At 67.1% G+C, this 20,374-nt stretch carries 17 protein-coding genes and 2 riboswitches; of the genes, 10 read left to right on the forward strand and 7 right to left on the reverse strand.

All coding sequences use genetic code 11. The features are described from left to right. Positions 1 to 144 precede the first annotated feature (144 nt). The 4 genes from AC1VAN_RS00240 (at position 145) to AC1VAN_RS00255 (ending at position 3,155) form a co-directional block, all read left to right on the forward strand. Positions 145 to 645: a MarR family winged helix-turn-helix transcriptional regulator gene (locus AC1VAN_RS00240; protein WP_282279422.1), complete on the forward strand. Its 501-nt coding sequence runs from the start codon at positions 145 to 147 to the stop codon at positions 643 to 645. Then, on the forward strand, positions 642 to 1,379 hold the full coding sequence (locus AC1VAN_RS00245; RefSeq protein ID WP_442251681.1) for a DNA alkylation repair protein: 738 nt from the start codon (positions 642 to 644) through the stop codon (positions 1,377 to 1,379). Before AC1VAN_RS00240 ends, AC1VAN_RS00245 begins: the two co-directional genes overlap by 4 nt. Positions 1,380 to 1,567: 188 nt before the next feature. Continuing rightward, positions 1,568 to 1,828, forward strand: a complete 261-nt coding sequence (locus AC1VAN_RS00250) for a hypothetical protein (RefSeq protein WP_025878654.1) — start codon at positions 1,568 to 1,570, stop codon at positions 1,826 to 1,828. A gap of 253 nt (positions 1,829 to 2,081) precedes the next feature. After that, positions 2,082 to 3,155: a 3-deoxy-7-phosphoheptulonate synthase gene (locus tag AC1VAN_RS00255; protein ID WP_480985055.1), complete on the forward strand. Its 1,074-nt coding sequence runs from the start codon at positions 2,082 to 2,084 to the stop codon at positions 3,153 to 3,155. Between the two features lie 210 nt (positions 3,156 to 3,365). Here AC1VAN_RS00255 and AC1VAN_RS00260 read toward each other — a convergent pair whose 3' ends face one another. The 4 genes from AC1VAN_RS00260 to AC1VAN_RS00275 all read right to left on the reverse strand — a co-directional run bounded on the left by AC1VAN_RS00260 (position 3,366) and on the right by AC1VAN_RS00275 (position 11,552). Next, a complete protein-coding gene (locus AC1VAN_RS00260; RefSeq protein WP_442251679.1) occupies positions 3,366 to 6,425 on the reverse strand; it encodes an efflux RND transporter permease subunit in 3,060 nt (1,019 codons plus the stop codon). Further along, on the reverse strand, positions 6,422 to 9,553 hold the full coding sequence (locus tag AC1VAN_RS00265) for a multidrug efflux RND transporter permease subunit (protein WP_480985056.1): 3,132 nt from the start codon (positions 9,551 to 9,553) through the stop codon (positions 6,422 to 6,424). Before AC1VAN_RS00265 ends, AC1VAN_RS00260 begins: the two co-directional genes overlap by 4 nt. Then, complete coding sequence (locus AC1VAN_RS00270; RefSeq protein ID WP_442251677.1) at positions 9,550 to 10,716, reverse strand: MdtA/MuxA family multidrug efflux RND transporter periplasmic adaptor subunit; 1,167 nt, start codon at positions 10,714 to 10,716, stop codon at positions 9,550 to 9,552. Before AC1VAN_RS00270 ends, AC1VAN_RS00265 begins: the two co-directional genes overlap by 4 nt. 218 nt (positions 10,717 to 10,934) lie before the next feature. Continuing rightward, a complete protein-coding gene (locus tag AC1VAN_RS00275; protein ID WP_480985057.1) occupies positions 10,935 to 11,552 on the reverse strand; it encodes a trimeric intracellular cation channel family protein in 618 nt (205 codons plus the stop codon). An 84-nt stretch (positions 11,553 to 11,636) separates the two neighbouring features. Beyond that, positions 11,637 to 11,740, reverse strand: a riboswitch (glycine riboswitch). 13 nt (positions 11,741 to 11,753) lie between these two features. Further along, a riboswitch (glycine riboswitch) is annotated at positions 11,754 to 11,843 on the reverse strand. A gap of 40 nt (positions 11,844 to 11,883) precedes the next feature. On the opposite strand from AC1VAN_RS00275, the gene AC1VAN_RS00280 reads away from it, so the two are divergent. From AC1VAN_RS00280 to AC1VAN_RS00290, 3 genes are all read left to right on the forward strand, one after another. Next, positions 11,884 to 12,141 carry a GIY-YIG nuclease family protein gene (locus AC1VAN_RS00280; protein ID WP_032952084.1) on the forward strand — a complete coding sequence of 86 codons (258 nt, stop codon included), beginning with the start codon at positions 11,884 to 11,886 and terminating at the stop codon, positions 12,139 to 12,141. Positions 12,142 to 12,213: 72 nt separating this feature from the next. After that, the gene (locus AC1VAN_RS00285) at positions 12,214 to 12,645 is read left to right on the forward strand and encodes a nuclear transport factor 2 family protein (RefSeq protein ID WP_032976471.1); all 432 of its coding nucleotides are present in this window, start codon (positions 12,214 to 12,216) and stop codon (positions 12,643 to 12,645) included. A gap of 3 nt (positions 12,646 to 12,648) precedes the next feature. Then, on the forward strand, positions 12,649 to 13,104 hold the full coding sequence (locus AC1VAN_RS00290; protein ID WP_032976473.1) for a hypothetical protein: 456 nt from the start codon (positions 12,649 to 12,651) through the stop codon (positions 13,102 to 13,104). Between the two features lie 405 nt (positions 13,105 to 13,509). On the opposite strand, the gene AC1VAN_RS00295 is transcribed toward AC1VAN_RS00290, so the two are convergent. Then, complete coding sequence (locus tag AC1VAN_RS00295) at positions 13,510 to 14,790, reverse strand: NAD(P)/FAD-dependent oxidoreductase (RefSeq protein ID WP_032976474.1); 1,281 nt, start codon at positions 14,788 to 14,790, stop codon at positions 13,510 to 13,512. 121 nt (positions 14,791 to 14,911) lie between these two features. Here AC1VAN_RS00295 and AC1VAN_RS00300 point away from each other — a divergent pair, with 121 nt between their 5' ends. Then, positions 14,912 to 15,706: an NYN domain-containing protein gene (locus AC1VAN_RS00300; RefSeq protein ID WP_025879390.1), complete on the forward strand. Its 795-nt coding sequence runs from the start codon at positions 14,912 to 14,914 to the stop codon at positions 15,704 to 15,706. A 57-nt stretch (positions 15,707 to 15,763) separates the two neighbouring features. On the opposite strand, the gene AC1VAN_RS00305 is transcribed toward AC1VAN_RS00300, so the two are convergent. Then, the gene (locus tag AC1VAN_RS00305) at positions 15,764 to 15,952 is read right to left on the reverse strand and encodes a hypothetical protein (RefSeq protein ID WP_480985058.1); all 189 of its coding nucleotides are present in this window, start codon (positions 15,950 to 15,952) and stop codon (positions 15,764 to 15,766) included. A gap of 1 nt (position 15,953) precedes the next feature. Here AC1VAN_RS00305 and AC1VAN_RS00310 point away from each other — a divergent pair, with 1 nt between their 5' ends. Further along, on the forward strand, positions 15,954 to 16,529 hold the full coding sequence (locus AC1VAN_RS00310; RefSeq protein WP_480985059.1) for a glutathione S-transferase family protein: 576 nt from the start codon (positions 15,954 to 15,956) through the stop codon (positions 16,527 to 16,529). 113 nt (positions 16,530 to 16,642) lie between these two features. On the opposite strand, the gene AC1VAN_RS00315 is transcribed toward AC1VAN_RS00310, so the two are convergent. Then, entirely contained in the window at positions 16,643 to 18,832 is a 2,190-nt protein-coding gene (locus AC1VAN_RS00315) for a primosomal protein N' (RefSeq protein ID WP_480985060.1), read from the reverse strand. Positions 18,833 to 19,246: 414 nt separating this feature from the next. Here AC1VAN_RS00315 and AC1VAN_RS00320 point away from each other — a divergent pair, with 414 nt between their 5' ends. Continuing rightward, positions 19,247 to 20,248, forward strand: coding sequence for a hypothetical protein (locus AC1VAN_RS00320; protein WP_032976476.1), 1,002 nt, complete (start codon positions 19,247 to 19,249; stop codon positions 20,246 to 20,248). Positions 20,249 to 20,374 lie beyond the last annotated feature (126 nt).

Raw genomic sequence — 20,374 nt, forward strand, 5'->3', positions numbered from 1 at the left:
ACCGCAGCTTTGGCTGCTGGCGCCGGTCGACCCCATCCAGGCCCCGGGGCGGCGCCGCGTCATGCCCTGCGGCAGCCCGGTCCGGACTTGCGCCCTGCGGGATCGAAAATATAATAAGGCACCTAAYCATCACGGATATGATGGATGCTTGAAGCAAAACACACGGCTCTCATCCAGGAGGCTGGCCGTCGCGGCGATCCCCACCTGGCCCAGCTGCGCCTGTGCTTCCAGCTGCTGGCCTTGTCCAGCGCGATCGACCGTGACTGCGCTTCACGCCTGGCGCCGCACGGCCTCAGCGAGGGCCGTTTCATTGTGCTGTTCCTGCTGCACGGTGCTGGTGGCACGTTGCCTCCGCACGCGTTGGCCGAGCGCGCTGGCGTCACCCGCGCCACCATCAGCGGGTTGCTCGATGGCCTGCAGCGTGACGGCCTGCTGCAGCGACGCAACGATGCCGAGGATGGCCGCCGTCTGCAGATCGTGCTGACCGCGCGCGGCAAGCGCCTGGCTGACGATCTGTTCGACCAGCACACCCATTGGATCGGTGGACTGTTCAACGGCCTTGATTCCGGTGAACAGGTGCAGTTGTCGCTGCTGCTGGAAAAAGTCTGGCGACACACCGACGCAGGCCAGGAAACAGGCACATGAGCGGCACCATCGGCACGGCACGCCTGCAGGCACTCAATGCGGGCAGCGTATCCAGCACGCACCTGGCCGAGTGCCTCGCAGTGGATTTCGCCACACTGCTGCAGGCGGTGGCACCAACCTTGCCCCAGGCATCCATGCAGCGCATGCGCGCCGCTGCAGGCAAGGGAATCACCCAGCGCATGGCATTGGCCGCAGCGGTACTGCGCGAGGCAGGGCAGGGTGACGTGCACTGCTGGCAGGCGCATCCCTCGGACACCGTGCGCGGATGGGCCTGCTATCTGATCGGCGGCGACGCGCAGGCGGCATTGGCCGACAAGCTGCAGGCCATGCGTTCACTGGCAGATGATCCGCACTTCGGTGTGCGCGAATGGGCATGGTTGGCCTTGCGCAGCGATATCGTCGCCGAGCCGCTGGAAGCGCTTGCCCTGCTGCAACCCTGGACGCAGCAGCGCTCGCCGCATCAGCGCCGCTTCGCCTGTGAGGCGCTTCGCCCCCGCGGTGTATGGGCCACGCACATTGCGCTGTTCAAGCAGCAACCCGAGCACGCGTTGCCCCTGCTGGAGGCCCTCGCTGACGATCCCGAGCGCTATGTGCAGGACTCGGTCGGCAACTGGCTGAACGACGCAGGCAAGAGCCAGCCCGGATGGGTGCGCGATGTATGCACGCGGTGGCAGTCAACGCACGACAGCGCAGCCAATACATACATCCGCAAGCGCGCGCTGCGCTCGCTGTAGCGCCGTACCGTTCACCCGCGTTTCCCGGTAGTGCCGGCCGCTGGCCGGCAACCCCATGACCTTCAAGGGAGACCCCATGCGCCATCGCCTCATCGGACGGCATTCCAGCACCCTCGTGGCACATGCGCGTGTCATCCATTCCGGGTAAAGATGGCGCTCGGCCGTGTCCACCCGCAGGGAAGTCGAGCATGCAGAGCAAGATCCAGGTGACGTTGTACGGAGCGCTGGGCAGCAGTCCAGCGCTGCAGGTGCCCGGCCTGGAAGGGCCGGTGGTGGCCATCCAGGAAGCCACGCTGCGGCAGCTGGTGTCCGATCTGTATACGGCCAGGTCCATGCTCAACCCCGAACAGCTTGATGAGGCCAGGCAGGAACTGGACCGCGTGGTGGAGCGTTGGGTCGACATCCACGAGACGCTGCTGCTGGATGTGGAAGTGCATGGCGGCCGATAGTCCGCTGAACCGCGCCCGCAGTTGCGGATGAAACAGTTGGCACCCGCCAAAACCCTGTGTTATCAATAGATCCCATGAACGCAGCCCACGCCAGCTTTTATTGGTATTACTTTCCGAAGCCCCCGGCGGAGGAAGGATTGCGCTCACCCTGAAGAAAGCTTCAGACGCATTCCCGAAAGCCGCCAGCGAACCTGGCGGCTTTTTTCATGTCGCCACGCTGCGGACCCCCAACGTTCCGTAGAGACCCCTCACCATGCCCCCGCACACCGACGACCTGCGTATCCGCACCATCGAACCGCTGACACCGCCTGCCCAGCTGCTGGCGATGCTGYCCTGCGATGACGAAGCCTCCGACACCGTCAGCGCTTCGCGCGCCGCCCTGCACCAGATCCTGCATGGCCGCGACGACCGCCTGGCGGTGGTGGTCGGGCCGTGCTCGATCCACGATCCGAAAGCCGCCATCGAGTACGCACAGCGCCTGAAGCCGCTGCGCGATGCGCTGGCCGGCGAGCTGGAAATCGTCATGCGCGTGTACTTCGAGAAGCCACGCACCACGGTGGGCTGGAAGGGCCTGATCAACGATCCGGACCTGGACGGCAGCTTCAAGATCGACAAGGGCCTGCGCATCGCCCGTGGCCTGCTGCGCGACATCAACAAGCTCGGCCTGCCGGCCGGCGTCGAGTTCCTCGACGTGATCTCGCCGCAGTACATCGCCGACCTGGTGGCATGGGGCGCGATCGGCGCACGCACCACCGAAAGCCAGGTGCATCGTGAACTTGCGTCGGGGCTGTCGTGCCCGGTCGGCTTCAAGAACGGCACCGACGGCAACGTCAAGATCGCCGCCGATGCCGTGGGCGCGGCCTCCAATCCGCATCACTTCCTGTCGGTCACCAAGCAGGGCGGCACCGCCATCGTCTCCACCACCGGCAACCCCGACTGCCATGTGATCCTGCGTGGTGGCAAGCAGCCGAACTACGATGCGGCCAGCGTGGCCGATGCCTGCCAGGCGCTGGCCAAGGCCAAGCTGCCGACGCGCCTGATGATCGATGCCAGCCACGCCAACAGCCTGAAGAACCACGAAAACCAGCCGAAGGTGATCGAAGACATCGCCATCCAGCTGGAAGATGGCGAGCAGCGCATCGTCGGTGTGATGGTCGAAAGCCATCTGGTCGGCGGTCGCCAGGAACTGGTGGAAGGCCAGCCGCTGGTCTACGGCCAGAGCATCACCGATGGCTGCATTGATTGGGACACCACCGTGCAGGTGCTGGAGCGGCTTGCCGCTGCCGTGCGCGCCCGCCGTGAGATGAAGGTGTCCGAAGCCGCTTGAGTGCGGCACGTGTGTGGATGGCGGCCAGTGCCTGCGGGGGTGCGGCCGCGATCAGGGCCGGTCGGAGTTGGAGACCGGCCCGTCTGCACCGGCGATGCGCCTGGCGCTGCGTATGTGCGACAGCGCCAGGTACATCGCCGGGGGGGCGTGAGACCCGAACCGTCGATGGCCGCAGTAGACCCACGCCATGCGTGGATGAAGCCGCCTCGCTCACCGCCCCGCCCGTACTCGCGCCAACGCCAGATACATCGCCGGCGTGGTGTACAGCGTCAACCACTGGCTGACCAGCAACCCGCCGACGATGGCGATGCCCAGCGGCTGCCGCAGCTCCCAACCTTCACCGTTGGCCAGCATCAGCGGCAACGTACCCAGCAGTGCCGCCAGCGAGGTCATCAGGATCGGCCGCAGGCGCAATCGTGCCGCTTCCATCACTGCATCCTGCGCACTCAGCCCGCGGCGTTCGCCGGCCAGGGCGAAGTCGACCAGCAGGATCGTGTTCTTCATCACCACGCCCACCAGCAGGAACAGGCCGAGCAGGGCGATCAGGTTCAGTTCGTTGCCGAACAGCCACAGCGCCAGCAACGCCCCGATGCCGGCCGACGGCAGCGTGGACAGGATCACCAATGGCTGCAGGAAACTCTCGTAGAGGATGCCCAGCACCAGGTACACCGCCAGCGTCGCACCCAGTACCAGCCACAACTGGCGCGAACGCAGCTGCTCCAGGCCATCGGCCTCGCCGGAAAGCCTGGCCTGCACCGAGCGCGGCAGCATCAGTTTGGCCATCGCCGCATCAATGGCCAGGGTGGCCTGTTCCAGGCCCACGCCCGGCGCCAGTGCGAACTCGATCCAGATCGAGGCGAACTGCTCGCTGTGATACACGCGGTCCGGCGCCATGCCATAGCGCCAGCTGGCGATGCTCGACAGGGGAATGCGCTGGCCGCTGCCATCGATCACCTGCAGCCGTGCCAGCGTGCCCGGGTCCTGGGTGTGCTTCGGGTCCAGCTCCATCACCACCCGGTACTGGTTGAGGCTGTCGTACAACGTGGCGACCTGGCGCTGGCTGAAGGCGTTGTTGAGCATGTTGGCCACAATGCGCAGGTCCACGCCGTGGCGCGCCGCTGCCTCGCGGTCGATGTCCAGCATCACCTGGCGCATGCCGGCCTCGCCCTGCGCTTCCACGTCCACCAGTTCCGGCAGGCCACGCAGCGCAGCAGCGACCTTCGGTGCCCATTGGCGCAAGGGTGCGGTGTCCGCTGACAGCAGCTGGAATTCGTATTTGCCGCTGCTGCCGGCGCCTTCCAAGCGGATGTCCTGGTCCACCCACAGGTACAGATTGCCGCCGGGCAGCTTGGGCAGGCGCGCGCGCAGGCGATCGATCACCTGCTGGCTGGAGACACCGCGCTCGGCCAGCGGCTTCATCTTGATCATGATGAAGGCGTTGTTGACCCCGTTGCTGCCACCGATATACCCGATGATGTCCTCGATGGCCGGGTCGGACAGCAGCAGTCTGCGGTAGGCATCGATCTTCGGCTGCATCGCCTGGAAGGACAGGCCGTCATCGCCACGCGCGAAGCCGCGCAGCTGTGCGGTGTCCTGCTGCGGAACGATGCCCTTGGGTACCTGCTGGAACAGCCAGGCGTTGAGTGCGATCACTGCCACGAAGGCCAGCAAGGGCCAGCGCAGGTGACGCAGGCTTGCCTGCAGGGTGCGCAGATAGGTGCCACGCACGCGCTCGAACAGCGCATTGCTGCCGCGTTGCCAGCGCGAGGGTTGTTGTGTGTCATCGACGAACAGGCGCGCGCACAGCATCGGCACCAGGCTGAGTGCCACCAGTACCGATACCGTCATCGCCGCTACCAGGGTCAGCGAGAATTCGCGGAACAGGCGCTCGACGAAATCGTCCAGGAACAGGATCGAGACGAACACCACCGCCAGCGCCAGGTTCATCGACAGCAGGGTGGCGCCTACTTCGGACGCACCGCGCACCGCCGCCTGCCAGCGGTCGGCGCCCAGCTCGCGATGGCGCGCGATGTTCTCCAGCACCACGATGGCGTCRTCCACCACCAGTACCGCCGCCACGATCAGGGCCATCAGCGAGAGCGTATTGAGCGAGAAGCCCATCAGCGCGATCAACGCCAGCGTGCCGAACAGCACCACCGGAATCGCCACGCTGGGTACCAGTGCTGCGCGCCAGTGGCCGAGGAAGCCGAGCACCACCAGTACCACCAGCGCGATCGCCAGCAGCAGGGTCACTTCTGCTTCGTGCAGGGTGGCGCGGATCACCGGCGAGCGGTCCATCACCAGGCGCATGTCCACCGTGCTGGGCAGCAGGGCGTGCAGCTGCGGCAACTGCGCCTGGATGGCATCGACGGTGGCGATGATGTTGGCGCCGGGCTGGCGGCTGACGATCAGCAGCACGGCGGGGCGTTCGTTGTGGAAGCCACTGGCATAGCGATCCTCCACGCCATCGACGACGGCAGCGACATCGCCCAGCCGCAGCAGGCGGTCATCGCTGGCCTTCAGCGCCAGCTGGCGATACTGCGTTGCCTGGCGCAGTTGCAGCGGCGCTTCCAGTTGCCAGTGCTGCTGCGCGCCTGCGACCGCACCCAGTGGGCGCACTGCATTGGCGCGGCTGATTGCCTGTGCCACGTCTTCCAGTGCCAGGCCTGCGTGATTGAGAGCATTGGGGTCCAGCGACACGCGAACCGCCGGCAGCGCGCTGCCGCCCACCTGCACTTCGCCCACGCCCGGCACCTGCGACAGCTTCTGCGCCAGCACGGTCGAACCCAGGTCGTACAGCTGTCCCGGCGAGAGCGTATCGGAGGTCAGCGCCAGCGCCAGGATCGGCGCCTGCGACGGATTGACCTTGCGGTACTGCGGCATGCCCGGCATGCCGCTGGGCAGCTGGCCGCGGGCGAGGTTGATCGCGGCCTGCACTTCGCGCGCGGCCTCGTCGATGTCGCGGCCGAGCACGAACTTCAGTTCGATCTCGGTCTTCCCCTGGGTGCTGGCCGAATCGATGCGCGAGATGCCGGGCAGGCTGCCCAGCGCACGCTCCAGCGGCGTGGCGACGGTGGCCGCCATCGATTCGGGCGAGGCGCCGGGCAGGCTGGCACTGACTTCAATGGCGGGATAGTCGACCTGGGGCAGCGGTGCCACCGGCAGCAGGCGCAGCGCCAGCAGGCCGGCCAGTACCAGCGCCACCGCCAAGAGGATGGTCGCCACCGGACGCTGCACGCAGGCCTGTGCCAGGCGTGCTACAGGGGTCATGCGCCGGCCTCGCCAGCGGTTGCCGGTGCTGTCGCGCGGCGACGCTGCAGACGGTCGAAGGCCAGGTAGATCACCGGCGTGGTGAACAGCGTCAACACCTGGCTGACCATCAGGCCACCCACCATCACCCAGCCCAGCGGCTGCCGCAGCTCTGCGCCCGAGCCACTGGCCAGCATCAGCGGTACCGCGCCGAACAGCGCGGCCAGGGTGGTCATCAGGATCGGCCGGAAGCGCAGCAGCGCCGCCTGGTGGATCGCCTCACGCGGGCTCATGCCGCGCGTGCGCTGCGCGTCCAGCGCGAAGTCGATCATCATGATCGCGTTCTTCTTCACCAGGCCGATCAGCAGCACGATGCCGATCACTGCGATCAGGTCCAGGCTGCGTCCGCTCACCCACAACGCGGCCAGGGCGCCCACGGTCGCCGAGGGCGGGGTGGAGAGAATGGTGATGGGGTGGATGAAGCTCTCGTAGAGCACGCCCAGCACGATGTACATCACCACCACCGCCGCCAGGATCAGCCACAGCGTGCTCGACAGCGAACTGCTGAAGGCCGCCGCCGCGCCCTGCAGGCGCAGCTCGATGCTCTGCGGCAATGCCACCTGTGCCTGCGCGGCATGCACGGCATCCACCGCTTCGCCCAGCGATGCGCCGGGCGCAAGGTTGAACGACAGCGTGGCCGCCGGGAACTGACCGACATGGTTGCGCAGCAGCGCCGTTGGCCCCTGCTCGACGCGCGCCACCGCGCCCAGCGGCACGGTCTGGCCGTTGCTGCTGCGCACGCGCAGGCCGCTGATCGCCTCCGGCCCCGGTTGCCGCGCCGGATCGGCCTCAAGCACCACCCGGTACTGGCTGGCTTGGGTGAATATGGTCGAGATCTGCCGTTGCCCATAGGCGTCGTACAGTGCGTCGGCCACCGCTTCCACACTCACGCCAAGGCGTGCGGCGGCATCGCGGTCGATGCTCACCCTGGCCTGCCGGCCCTGCATCTGCAGGTCACTGGCCACATCACGCAGCGCCGACGATTGGCGAAGCGCGTGCAACAGCTTTGGGGTCCAGGTTTCCAGCGTCTGCAGGTCCGGCGTGGTCAGGGTGAACTGGTACTGGTTGCGGCTGATGCGGTCTTCGATGCCCAGCTCCTGCACCGGTTGCAGGTACAGGGTGATGCCGGGAATCCTCGCCACGCGTTGCTGCAGCCGCGCCATCACCACATCGGCGCCCTCGCGCTCGCCATGTGGCTTCAGTTCGATCAGCAGGCGGCCGGTGTTGAGGGCGGCATTGTTGCCGTCCACGCCGATGTAGGAAGACAGGCTGGCCACGGCCGGGTCCTGTTCAATGGCCGTGGCCAAGGCAAGCTGGCGCTCGCGCATGGCCTGGAACGAGATCGCCTGCGGGGCTTCGCTGATGCCCTGCACCAGGCCGGCATCCTGCACCGGGAAGAAGCCCTTCGGCACGGCGAAATACAGCGCCACCGTCAGCGCAAGCGTGGCCACGGTCGCCAGCAGCATCAGTGGCTGGCGCTGCAGTACCCAGCGCAGCTGTCGGTCGTAGAGGGCAATGATGCGATCGAACACGTCGCGCTTCGGGGTCGGAGCCCTGACCGGATCCGACCCGGGCGGGGTCAGATTCCCGTGGGGCRCTGACCCTTTGGCATGTGGTTTCAGGAAGCGCGCACACAGCATCGGCGTCAAGGTCAGCGACACCAGCAGCGAAATGCCGATGGCCACCGCCAGCGTCACTGCGAACTCATGGAACAGCGCGCCCACCAGGTCGGCCATGAACAGCAGCGGGATCAGCACGGCGATCAACGAGACCGTCAGCGACACCAGGGTGAAGCCAATCTCGCTGGCACCTTTCAGCGCTGCCTCGCGCGGGCTTTCGCCGTCTTCCAAGTGGCGGGCGATGTTCTCCAGCATCACGATCGCATCGTCCACCACGAAGCCGGTGGCGATGGTCAACGCCATCAGCGTGAGGTTGTTGAGCGAATAGCCGGCCAGCAGCATCACCGCGAACGTACCGATCAGCGACAGCGGCACCGCCACGCTGGGAATCAGCGTAGCCGGCAGGTTGCGCAGGAATACCCAGGTGACCAGCACCACCAGCGCGATGGCCAGCACCAGTTCCTTCTGTACGCCGCGCACGGACGCGCGGATCGATTCGGTGCGGTCGCTGAGCACGGTCATCTGCACGCCGGCCGGCAGCGTGGCCTGCAGCTGCGGCAGCAACGCACGCACCTGTCCGACCACGGCGATGACGTTCGCACCGGGTTGGCGCTGGATGTTCACCAGCACCGCCGGGGTGGTGCCGCTCCATGCCGCCAGCTGGCGGTTCTCGGCGCCGTCGGTGATGGTGGCCACATCGCCCAGCCGCAGCGGTGCGCCCTCACGCCAGGCCAGCACCAGTGCGCGGTATTCGGCAACGCTGCGCATCTGGTCGTTGGCATCGAGCATCACCGCGCGGATCGGGCCATCGAAGCTGCCCTTGGGCAGGTTGACGTTGGCTGCGGCAATCGCAGTGCGGATGTGGTCCATGCCCAGGTTGTTGGCGGCCAGCGCGGCCGGATTGACCTGGATGCGCACGGCGGGGCGCTGGCCACCGGCCAGGCTGACCAGGCCCACACCCGGCAACTGCGCCAAGCGCTGGGCGATGCGGGTATCGACCAGGTCATGCACCTGGGGCAGTGACAGGCCCTGCGAGGTCACCGCCAGGGTCAGGATCGGCGTGTCGGCCGGATTGACCTTGCGATACACCGGCGGCACCGGCAGGTCGCCGGGCAGGAAGCTGCCGGCGGCGTTGATCGCCGCCTGCACGTCCTGTTCGGCCACGCCCAGCGACACCTCCAGGCCGAACTGCAGAGTGATCACCGATGCCCCCCCGGAACTGGTGGACGACAGCTGCTTCAGGCCGGGGATCTGCCCGAGCTGGCGCTCCAGCGGCGCGGTGATGGTGCGCGTGGTCAGCTCGGGGCTGGCACCGGGGTACAGCGTGGTGATCTGGATGATCGGATAGTCGACCTGCGGCAGCGCCGCCACCGGCAGCAGGCGATAGGCCAGTACCCCGGACAGCAGCAGCGCCACCATCAGCAGGGTGGTGGCGACCGGGCGCAGGATGAAGGCGCGCGAGAGGTTCATGCGCCGGCCCTGGTCGATGCCTCCTCGGTGATGATCTCCACCGCGGTGCCGTCTTCCAGCCCGTCGATGCCTTCGATCACCACCTTGTCACCAGCCACCAGGCCGGAACGCACCGCCACGCGTCCGGCGTCGGCCGGACCGAGCACCACCGAGCGACGTTGTGCCTTGTTGTCCTTGTCGACGATGTGCACGTAGTTGCCCTGGCTGCCGAACTGCACGGCGGCATCGGGAATCAGCAGCGCGGGATGCTCACCCAGCTGCAGGCGCACATTGACGAACTGGTTGGGGAACAGCGCCTGGTCGGCGTTGTCGAACTGCGCGCGCAGCTTCAGCGTGCCGGTGGCGGTATCGATGCGGTTGTCGACGCTGGACAGGGTGCCGCTGGCGAGCTGCCGTCGTTCTTCGCGGTCCCAGCTTTCCACCGCCAGCGCCGGCTGCGCCTGCACGGCATCGAGCAGGGCGGGAAGCTCCGGCTCGGGCACGGTGAACAGCACGCTGATCGGCGCCGTCTGCGCCAGCGTGACCAGGCCTTCGGTATCGCTGGCGTGCACCAGGTTGCCTACGTCCAGCCGGCGCAGGCCGACACGGCCGCTGACCGGGGCGATGATGCGCGTGTACTGCAACTGCAGGCGTGCTTCGTCCACCGATGCCTGGTCGCTGAGGCGGCGCCCCTGCAGCTGCCGCACCTTGCTCTGCTGGTCGCTCAGTTCCTGTGCCGACACGTAGTTCTGTCGCTGCAGTTCGCGGTAGCGCTGCAGCTGGCGCTCGGCATTCTCCAGCTCGGCCAGGTTCTGCTGCTGCGTACCCTGTGCGTGCGCAAGCTTCACTTGGTAGGGGCGGGGATCGATCTGTGCCAGCAGGTCGCCGGCGTTGACCTGCTGACCTTCCTGGAAATGCAGGCGCATCAGTTCGCCGTCCACGCGGCTGCGCACCACCACGCTGTGCAGCGGAGTGACCGTACCGACCGCCTTCATCCGCAGCACCAGCGGCTCGGCGCTGGCAAGGGCGATGCGTACAGGCACCGTCTTGCCGCTGCCGGCTTCGCCACTGCCCGCCTCGGCCCGCGGCCACAGCCACCACGCCAGGCCAGCGACAAAGGCAAGACCGGCAACGACCAGCAGCAGGCGGGCACGACGTGAGCGGGAGTTTTCGGCGACAGACATGGGGCATCCTGCGCCCTGCGTGCACGCAGGGTCATGCGGGCCCGTCGGCACCACGAAGGGCCACGGGCAGCGGGGGAGGGGGATTGTCTGGCGGGGCCGCAGGCGCGGCGTGGCTGGATGCCGTCGCGCGTGCGACGGGGCGCCAATGGTAGCGGTTTACGCGGGCGGTCGCCGCGTGACCTTGGTCATGCCACCCCGCCGGTAGTGCCGGCCAGCGCTCAATGTACTTCGTCGTGGTACACGAACTTGGGCATTTCCCAGCGGTAATGGATCGCCAGCAGACGCATGGCGAAACCACCGCYCAGGCAGCACAGGATCGCCGTGGCATCGGCCACGCCCCAGTGCAGCAACAGCAGATACACCGCACCGGTCAGCAGCGAGATGATGGCGTACAGCTCCTTCTGGAAGATCAACGGCACCTCGTTGCAGAGGATGTCGCGCAGCACGCCGCCGAAGGCGCCGGTGAGCATGCCGGCGATCAGCACGATCGGGAGTGCATGGCCGGCCTCGCGCGCGATCGAGCAGCCGATCAGGGTGAAGGCGATCAGGCCCAGGCCATCGAGCACCAGGAAGGTGCGGCGGAAGTGGTGCATCCAGCGCGCCACCCAGGTGGCGATCAGTGCGGCGCACACAGTGAAACCGAGGTACTCCGGGTGTTTCACCCAGCCCAGCGGATAGTGGCCGAGCAGGATGTCGCGCAGCGAGCCGCCACCGAGGGCGGTGACACAGGCGATCATGACCACGCCGAACAGGTCCATGCGGCGGCGGCCGGCAGACAGGGCACCGGTCATGGCTTCGGCGGAAATGGCGATAAGGTAGATGATGGACAGCAGCATGGGACAGGCTCCGGGCGCGGTGGGGCCGGCCATGCGCACATACCGCCACTGCCTGCGCAATGACGGGATGACGATGACCGGTGCCGCTCCCGCTGTCCTTTTGCCTGAGAGTTCAGCGGCGTGAGCCGCGTGCCCCTTCGGCGGATCGTCCCGGGCGTGCCCGGTGACCTCTCTCCAGCTCGGCGAGTCGAATGCATGGTTGGTGGGATTCCAGCCCACCGGCCTGAGCGATCATGGGAGCCTGCGCCTTCGGCGGGCGCCAGCGCGGCGCCTCTCTCCTGCATTCGGTCGCCAGTATATCCGCTGCAGTGCAGCACGGCATAATCCGGCCATGGTTTCGCCCTCCCGCCCGTGGTTCCTGTACCTGCTCGAATGCCGCGACGGCAGCTATTACGCCGGCATCAGCACCGACGTGCAGGCCCGCTTTGCTGCTCACCAGGCCGGCAAGGGGGCCCGCTACACCCGGTCGCGGCCGCCACTGCGGGTCCTGGCGGTGCGTGAGTACCCGGACCGGGCAGCGGCCTCGCGTGCCGAATGGGAGCTCAAGCGGCAGCCGCGCGAACGCAAACTGGCGTGGCTGTTGCAGTAGATCCACGCCATGCGTGGATGGGGCGCATCCGGCCATGCCATGATCGCCCAGCCCTCAGCGCTGGAGACCCGGATGTCCACCGTTGCCCTGTTGTTCGCACTTTCCGCAGCAGCAAGCCCTGCCGCCGACGCCGCCACGATCGCAGCCATCGATGCCACCTGCCACGACTACGTCGACGGTCAACTGGAAGCCGACCCRCAGCGCGTCGCCCGTTCCCTGCATCCGGACCTGGCCAAGCGCGCGGTGCTCGGTGATACACCGGACGAGCGCCTGGGCCTGCGCCGGATGTCGAAGGAAGAGCTGGTTGCGCTGACGAAGCAGGGCGCGTTGAAGACCCCGAAAGATCAATGGGATCGCCGCTGCACGGTGCTGGACGTGACCGGCAACGCCGCATCGGTGCGGCTGGAAACCCCGTGGTTCGTCGACTACTTCCACATGGGCCGCTTCGAGCAGCGCTGGGTCATCGTCAACGCGCTGTGGTACCCGAAGCCGAAGGCGGAGTGACGCATGCGTGCTGCGGGCCGTGCATGGATCGCGCTACTGCTGTTGCTGGCCTTCGTTGACCTGCTACCGGGGCTGTTGTACCTGCTTGGGCTCGCTTGGGTGGAGGGCTGGCCGCAGCCCGCCGACCGCGCGCCCAGTGGTGTGGCGGCATGCAGCAGTGAGCCGCGCATGGGGCACCAACCGATCAACCCCTGGAGCTTCACCGCGCAGTTTTTCGACAAGGATGCGATGAAGAAGAAGGTGCCGGATGTCGAGCGGGAGGCCTACTGGATTGCCCGCCGCCACCTGTGGCGGCAGCCGCAGCACGACATGCTGCGCTGGCACCTGAGCAGCACCGCGTTGGCGATCTGGATCACCCGGCATTGGAGTGCCGCACAGATTGCCGATACCGCGAGGAAGGAAGATTTCTGCCGGGCATGGTCGAAACGGCGTGTGCCCGGCGGCCCGATGAAACGGTGAATCCACGGCATGCGTGGCTACGCTCCCTGCGGCCTGCACAGAAATTCATCCACGCATGGCGTGGATCTACTGTGCCGGTCGAGGATGTGCCCGCGGCACTACCTACCGCGAAGATTTCTGCCGGACATGATCCAGGCCCGATGAAGCAGTAGAGCCACGCCATGCGTGGCTGCGCTCCATGCAGCCTGCGCAGAACTTCATCCACGCATGGCGTGGATCTACTGTGTCGGTCGAGGGCGCTCGCCGCGCTACCTACCGCGAAGATTTCTACCGGACATGATCCAGGCCCGATGAAGCAGTAGAGCCACGCCATGCGTGGCTGTGCTCCATGCAACCTGCACAGAAATTCATCCACGCATGGCGTGGATCTACTGTGTCGGTCGAGAGGTCACGCATGGCGTGGATCTACCGCTTCGGTCGCCGGTCTTCGCGGTCATCGCCGAAGATGATCCGCGCGCTGCGCTGGTAGCTCCAGTACGCCACCGCCCAGTTCAACAGCACCACGACGCGGTTGCGGAACCCGATCAGGAAGAACACGTGCGCGGCCAGCCAGAACCACCAGGCCAGCACGCCGGACAGCTGGAGCTTGCCCAGGTGCACGATCGCGGCCATGCGGCCGATGGTGGCCAGGTTGCCGAAGTCGGCGTACTTGAACGGTCCGGGTGCTGCCTTGCCATGCAGGCGCGCGCGAATCACGTCCGCCACGTACTTGCCCATCTGCTTGGCGGCAGGCGCAACGCCCGGTACCGGCTTGCCGTTGGCCTGGTTCAGCGCAGCGAGGTCGCCGGCCACGAACAGTTCCGGGTGACCAGACAGGGTTAGGTCGGGCTGCACCTGCACGCGACCGGCGCGGTCCAGCGGCACGTCCAGCGTGCGCGCCAGCGGTGAGGCGGCCACGCCGGCGGCCCAGACCACGGTGCGCGCGGGCACGAAGTGGTCGCCCAGCTTGAAGCCCTGTCCATCGATGTGGCTCACCGGCGTGCCGGTCATCACTTCCACGCCCAGCTTTTCCAGCTGTCGGCGTGCCTTCAGCGAAAGCACTTCGGGGAAGGTGGACAACACGCGCGGACCGGCCTCGACCAGCCGCACCTTGGCGCTGGCCGGATCGATGTGGCGGAATTCATTGCGCAGCGTATGCCTGGCGATTTCCGCGAGGGTGCCGGCCAGCTCGACCCCGGTCGGGCCACCCCCCACCACGGCAAAGCTCAGCCATGCCGCCTTCTTTTCCGGGTCCGGCTCGGCTTCGGCGCGTTCGAACGCCAGCAGCAGTTTGCGGCGCAGGGCGATGGCATCGTCCAGGGTCTTCAGGCCGGGCGCATCGTCCGCCCATTCGTCGTGGCCGAAGTAGGCGTGGGTGGCGCCGGTGGCCAGCAGCAGGCTGTCGTAGTCCAGCGTGCTGCCATCGGCCATGCGTACCTGGCGGGCCTGCTTGTCGATGGCCACCACTTCGCCCAGCCGCACCTCCACGTTGCGCTGGTGGCCGAGGATGTGGCGCAGCGGTGCGGCGATATCCGGAGCGGACAGCCCAGCGGTGGCCACTTGGTAAAGCAGCGGCTGGAACAGGTGGTGGTTGCGACGGTCGACCAGGGTGATGCGTATGCGTTCGCGGGCCAGCGCACGGGTGGCCCACAGGCCGGCGAAACCGCCGCCGACAACGACCAGGTGGGGGACGCGATCACGACTCATCGACTCACTCCAGGGGGGCATGGGGGAAGTGCCTGGCATCTTCGCACGGTCGCTCCTTGTCACGTCAGCGTGCATCGGGATCGGCGATACTCGGGTTCAGGCAACTGCCCGTGAGGAGTCCATGAGCGAACCGGAAAAGCGCATCGCCCTGTTGATCGACGCCGACAATGCACCGGCCTCGAAGATCGACGAAGTCCTGGCCGAGGTCGCGCGCTACGGTGTGGCCAACGTCCGCCGTGCCTACGGCAACTGGAAGAGCCCACGACTGAAGGGCTGGGAGGCGGTGCTGCACGAGTACGCGATCCGCCCGATCCAGCAGTTCGCCTACAGCAAGGGCAAGAACGCGTCGGACATGGCGATGGTGATCGACGCGATGGATCTGCTGTACGCGCGCAACCTCGATGGCTTCGCGATCGTGTCCAGCGATGCCGACTTCACTCCGATGGTGATGCGCCTGCTGACCGATGGCGTAAAGGTGTATGGCTTCGGCGAAAAGAAAACGCCGGAACCCTTCGTCAACGCGTGCTCGAAGTTCACCTACCTCGAAGCGTTGGGCCAGACCCACGCCAGCGTGCAGGATGTGGAGCAGGCAGCGAACGAACAATCATCGAACGGACAGGCGCCCAGCGAGCAGGCCACCAGCGATGATGCGCGCCCACGCAAGAGCGGGGCGGAAATGCGCAGCGATACGCGCCTTGTGAAGATGCTGCGCCGTGCGGTGTCCTCGGCAGAAGGCGAGGATGGCTGGTCGCACCTGGGTCCGGTCGGCAGCCAGATCGGCAACCAGGCCTCGTTCGATCCGCGCAACTACGGTTACGGCAAACTCAGTGACCTGCTGGCGGCGATCGGTTTGTTCGAACTCAAGAAGGACGGTAAGTCCTCCTACGTACGCGCGCTGCCGAAGAAGAACCGGTAGCGCCGGGCGTTGCCCAGCGTGTGCCGGTCGCGCAGCACTGCAGAAGACATGGTGTGGCTACAGCGTACGTGCGCTGGAGCCGGCATGGCCTTCCGCAAATCCGTTGGCGAAGTCTTCAACGCCATTGAAGGCCAGCAGCAGCACGCCGGCGCACAGCAGCATGTTGCGGTTCGAGCGCCGGTACCCGAGCACCAGCATCACCAGTCCTGCTGCCAGAAGCGTGTAGTTCTCCAGCAACGTCCGCAAGGTGCTGTGGTGCGCCGAGGAAATCGGCCTGCCGTACGAGTCCATCGAAGTGGGTGGCAGCCACGGTGGCACGCAGTCGCCGGAGTACGTGGCGATGAACCCGAACGGCCTGGTGCCGGTGATCGAAGACCACGGCCTGCCGCTGTGGGAGTCGAACACCATCGTGCGCTACCTCAGTGCGCGCTATTCGCTGGGCACGCTGTATGCCGAAGATCCGATGGAGCGCGCCCAGGCCGAAAAGTGGATGGACTGGAGCACCTCGCGGATGGCGCCGCTGTACTCCGAACTGATCTGGGGCATCATGCGCACCGCACCGGCCGACCGCGATGAGGCGCGCATCAATGCAGCGATCGTGCGCGCGGGTGATTTCCTGGCGCTGCCCAACGCAACCCTGGCCAAGCAGCCGTGGCTGTCGGGCGACACGTTCGCCATGGGTGACATCGCGTTGGGCTCGTTGATCTACGCCTGGTTCGAACTGCCGATCCAGCGCCCGGACCTGCCGCACCAGGCCGAGTGGTATGCACGCCTGCGCGAACGTCCGGCGTACCAGCGCGGCGTGATGTCACCGATGACGTAAGCGAAGGCGCGACGTTCGGGGTCAGAGCCCTTTTCTGCGGAAAGGGATCCGACCTCAAGCCATCGGGGTCGGATCCCACCCAGCGGGTGGGCTCTGACCCCAGCGTATTGCCCTCAGTACAGATCCGTCGGATCCACATCCAGCGACCAGCGCACCTTGCGTGCCTCCGGCAGCGCGTACAACTGCGGCACCAGCTGTGCCAGTACCCCATGCAGCGGCGGCCGCTGTGCCGCCGACAGCAGCAGCTGCGTTCGCTGATAACCGGCACGGCGTGGCATCGGCGCCGGCATCGGCCCGTAGGCCTCTACCATGTCCTGTTCACCCAGCAGTTTCCGCGCAGCGAGCAGGAACGCGTTGGCATGCTCGACCTGCTGTGCTTCGGCACGCATCAATGCCAGGTGCGCGAATGGTGGAAAACCTGCCGCCTGGCGCTGGTTGAGTTCGGCCTGGGCGAACGGGTGGTAGCCACCGTTGACCAGTGTCTCCAGCAGCGGATGGCCCGGATGATGGGTCTGCAGCCACACTTCACCCGGATCGCGCGCGCGACCGGCGCGGCCGGCTACCTGGATCAGCTGCTGCGCCAGTTTTTCGCTGGCGCGGAAATCGGCCGAGAACAGGCCTTCGTCGATGCCCACCACCACCACCAGCGTCAGCTTGGGCAGGTCGTGGCCCTTGGCCAGGATCTGCGTGCCGACCAGGATGCCGGGCGCGTTGCCGAGCTTGGCCAGCTGCTGCTCCAGCGCATCGCGGCGGGCGGTGGTGCCACGGTCGATGCGCACCACCGGGAAATYGGCGAAGGCACTGACCAGGTGTTCTTCCAGCCGCTCGGTGCCGATGCCCTGTGGCTGCAGGGCCAGGCTGCCGCAGGCGGGGCAGGCCAGTGGTGCCGGCTGCCGCGCACCGCAGTGATGGCATTGCAGGCGACGGCCACCGCCATGCACGGTCATCGGTGCATCGCAGCGGTTGCAGGGTGCGGTCCAGCCGCAGTCGTGGCACAGCAGCACCGGCGCATAGCCGCGGCGGTTCTTGAACACCAGCACCTGCTGGCCACGCTGCAGGTGTTCGCCGATGCCGGCCAGTACGTCGGCGGAAAGGCCATCGCGCAGCGGACGCTTGCGGACGTCGAGGATGCGCACGCGCGGCGGTCGGGCATCACCGGCGCGCTGTTTCAGGCGCAGGTGCGCATAGCGGCCGGCATAGGCGTTGTGCAGGGTTTCCAATGACGGCGTGGCGCTGCCCAGCAGCACCGGAATGCCCTGCGCCTTGGCCCGCACCAGAGCGAAATCACGTGCATGGTAGCGGATGCCGTCCTGCTGCTTGTAGCTGCCGTCGTGCTCTTCGTCCACGATCAGCAGGCCGGGCTGCGGCAGCGGAATGAACACCGCCGAACGCGTGCCCACGATCACCCGTGCTTCGCCGCGCGAGGCCGCAGCCCAGACCCGCGCGCGTTCGTTGTCGGTCAGCCCCGAGTGCAACGCGTGCACGGCGATGCCGAGACGGCCGCGGAAGCGCGCCAGGGTCTGCGGGGTCAGGCCGATCTCGGGCACCAGCACCAGGGCCTGYCTGCCCTGCGCCAGGCAATGGATGATGGCCTGCAGGTAGACCTCGGTCTTGCCGCTGCCGGTCACCCCGTCCAGCAGGAATGCCTGGAAGCTTTCGGCGGCGGTGATCGCGGCCACCGCTTCGGCCTGCTCCGCATTGAGGGTGGGGCCGGGCAGGGGCTGGGCGTGCTGCGGCGCCACGCTCAGGGCGATGCGCTCGGCCAGGTCGCGCTTGCCCAGGCTGCGTGCGGCCACCCGCCAGTCCTGCATGCGTGCGGACAGGACATCTTCGTCCACCACGGCTTCGGCCAGCAGCTCGGCCAATTGCCGCGGTCGGCTGCCGGCGCGCAGCTTCTCGCGCTGGGCATGGCCTTCGGCTGTCAGCTGCCAGCCCCAGTGATGGGTGTCGGGCAGCGGTTCGCCATGCCGCAGCGGGCCGGGCAGGGCGGTGCTCAGTACTTCGCCCAAGGGGGCGTGGGTATAGCGGGCCAGCCACTGCAGGCTCTGCCACAACTCGCCCTGCAGCAGTGGTGTCGTGTCACACCAGGCCAGTGCCTGGCGCAGGCCCTGGCTGTCCTCGGTTTGCCCGTGGCCGGCCACCACGCCGATCAGTTCGCGGTTGCCGAACGGCACCTTCAGCCGGCAGCCGACCGCTACCGTCGGGCCTTCGCCCTGCGGTGGCAGGTAGTCGAACAGGCGCGGCAGGGGCACGGGCAGGGCGACCTGCAGGGTCGGGACAGGGCCGGATTCAGGGGCGAGCATCGGGTCAGTGTAACGGCCCATGCGAGGGCGCATGGCAGTGGCAGATGCGACTGGCATGCCCTCCGGCGAATCATAAATGTCACCTAAATATCGGTGTCTATTGGAGATTCAGTCTTATCCACATCTTCTGTGGATAAGTCTGTGCGTTAGCGGCTCATGGCGCCGTATGAGGCCGATGGTGACGGCCTCACGCTTCGGTTGGTCAAAAAATAGCCACACTTTAAATGCAATTGAAATCAATAACTTAAGTGTGAAACATTGCTGAAACAGGGTGAATTCAGCCATTCACGCAGGAATCGCCCGGTTCCCGCGTGGTGCTGTGCACAACCTGCAGCAGAAAGCGTCTGCAATCGCAAGTCCTGCCGGGCAGTGATGGGCTGCCGCTATCATGCCGGCAGACCTTTGGAGTGACCGATGACGGCTGTGCCCGCCCCTGTTTCCTCGACCGCGGCCGGCGCGCTGTCGGCATTTCTGCGTGGCGTCGAACGCCGTGCCTTGGTCGTGGCCGAACTGCAGTGCGGTGACCCCGCCCGTGCCGAACAGACGCTGGTGGCGGTGATGCGCGCCTTCGCCGCGGTCGCCAGCGACCTGCCGATGGCGCAGTGGCCCAGCCGCTTCTGGACCCTGCTGGGCCAGCGCCAGGCGCTGCGCGAGCCGGCCACCGGTCAGTGGCCACCTTCATTGGCCGCGCTGGGCGAGATGGCCCCCTTGCCGCGGCTGGCCTTGCTGCTGCGGGTGGGGGGCAGCCTGGACGAAGGCATCGCCACCCGCGTTCTGGATGTCGACGACGAAGGCTATCAGCGCCTGTTGGCCACGGCCTGCCCACGCGATGCCGATGGCCAGCCCGACGCCGCTGCATGGCGCGCTCTGGCCGAACAGGTGCAGCTGCGTGTCCGCGACCTGCCGGCCAAGCGCCTGCAGCAGCTGCAGCAACCGTCCGCGCCAGCGGCCAACAACCAGGCGCCTGCGTCCAGCTGGCGTGCACCGCCGCGCGACGAACGCGCATCTGCAAGCGGCAAGCGTCGCCGCCCCAATGCCAAGCCGCGCTGGCGTGGCCCGGTGATCCTGTTGATCACCGTGGCGGTGCTGCTGCTGGCTGCGTTGGGCTGGCGCCATTGGCAGGGCCGTGCGCTGACTGCCGATGGCCCCCTGCCCGAAGGCGTGGTGGGTGAGGCCGGGCCGGTCACCGTCGAGGCGCTGCCAGCCAGCGATGTCCGCCCCGCTGCGGGCAGCGATGCGCAGGCCAGCGAAGATGCCGCGATGCTGGCCGACCGCGATTACCCGCTGCTGGCCGAGGCCGACATGCATGCCTGGAGTGCCGCCGGTGGCCCGTTGCCGGTGGACGAGTCACAACCCAAGCCGACCCGTCCGGAACCGGTCGGCGCAGCGCTGGAAACCTCTGCTGCCGATGAATAAGCTCCTCTTCGCCGGCCTGCTGCTGGCCCTGCCGCTGTCGCTGGCGGCCGCTCCGCAATCAGTGAACGTGCCGCTGCCCGCACCGTCGGCAACACCGTCGGCCGCGCCCACTGCGGCGGCGGCATT

It is taken from the genome of Stenotrophomonas sp. 05L44_2, from assembly GCF_056665995.1.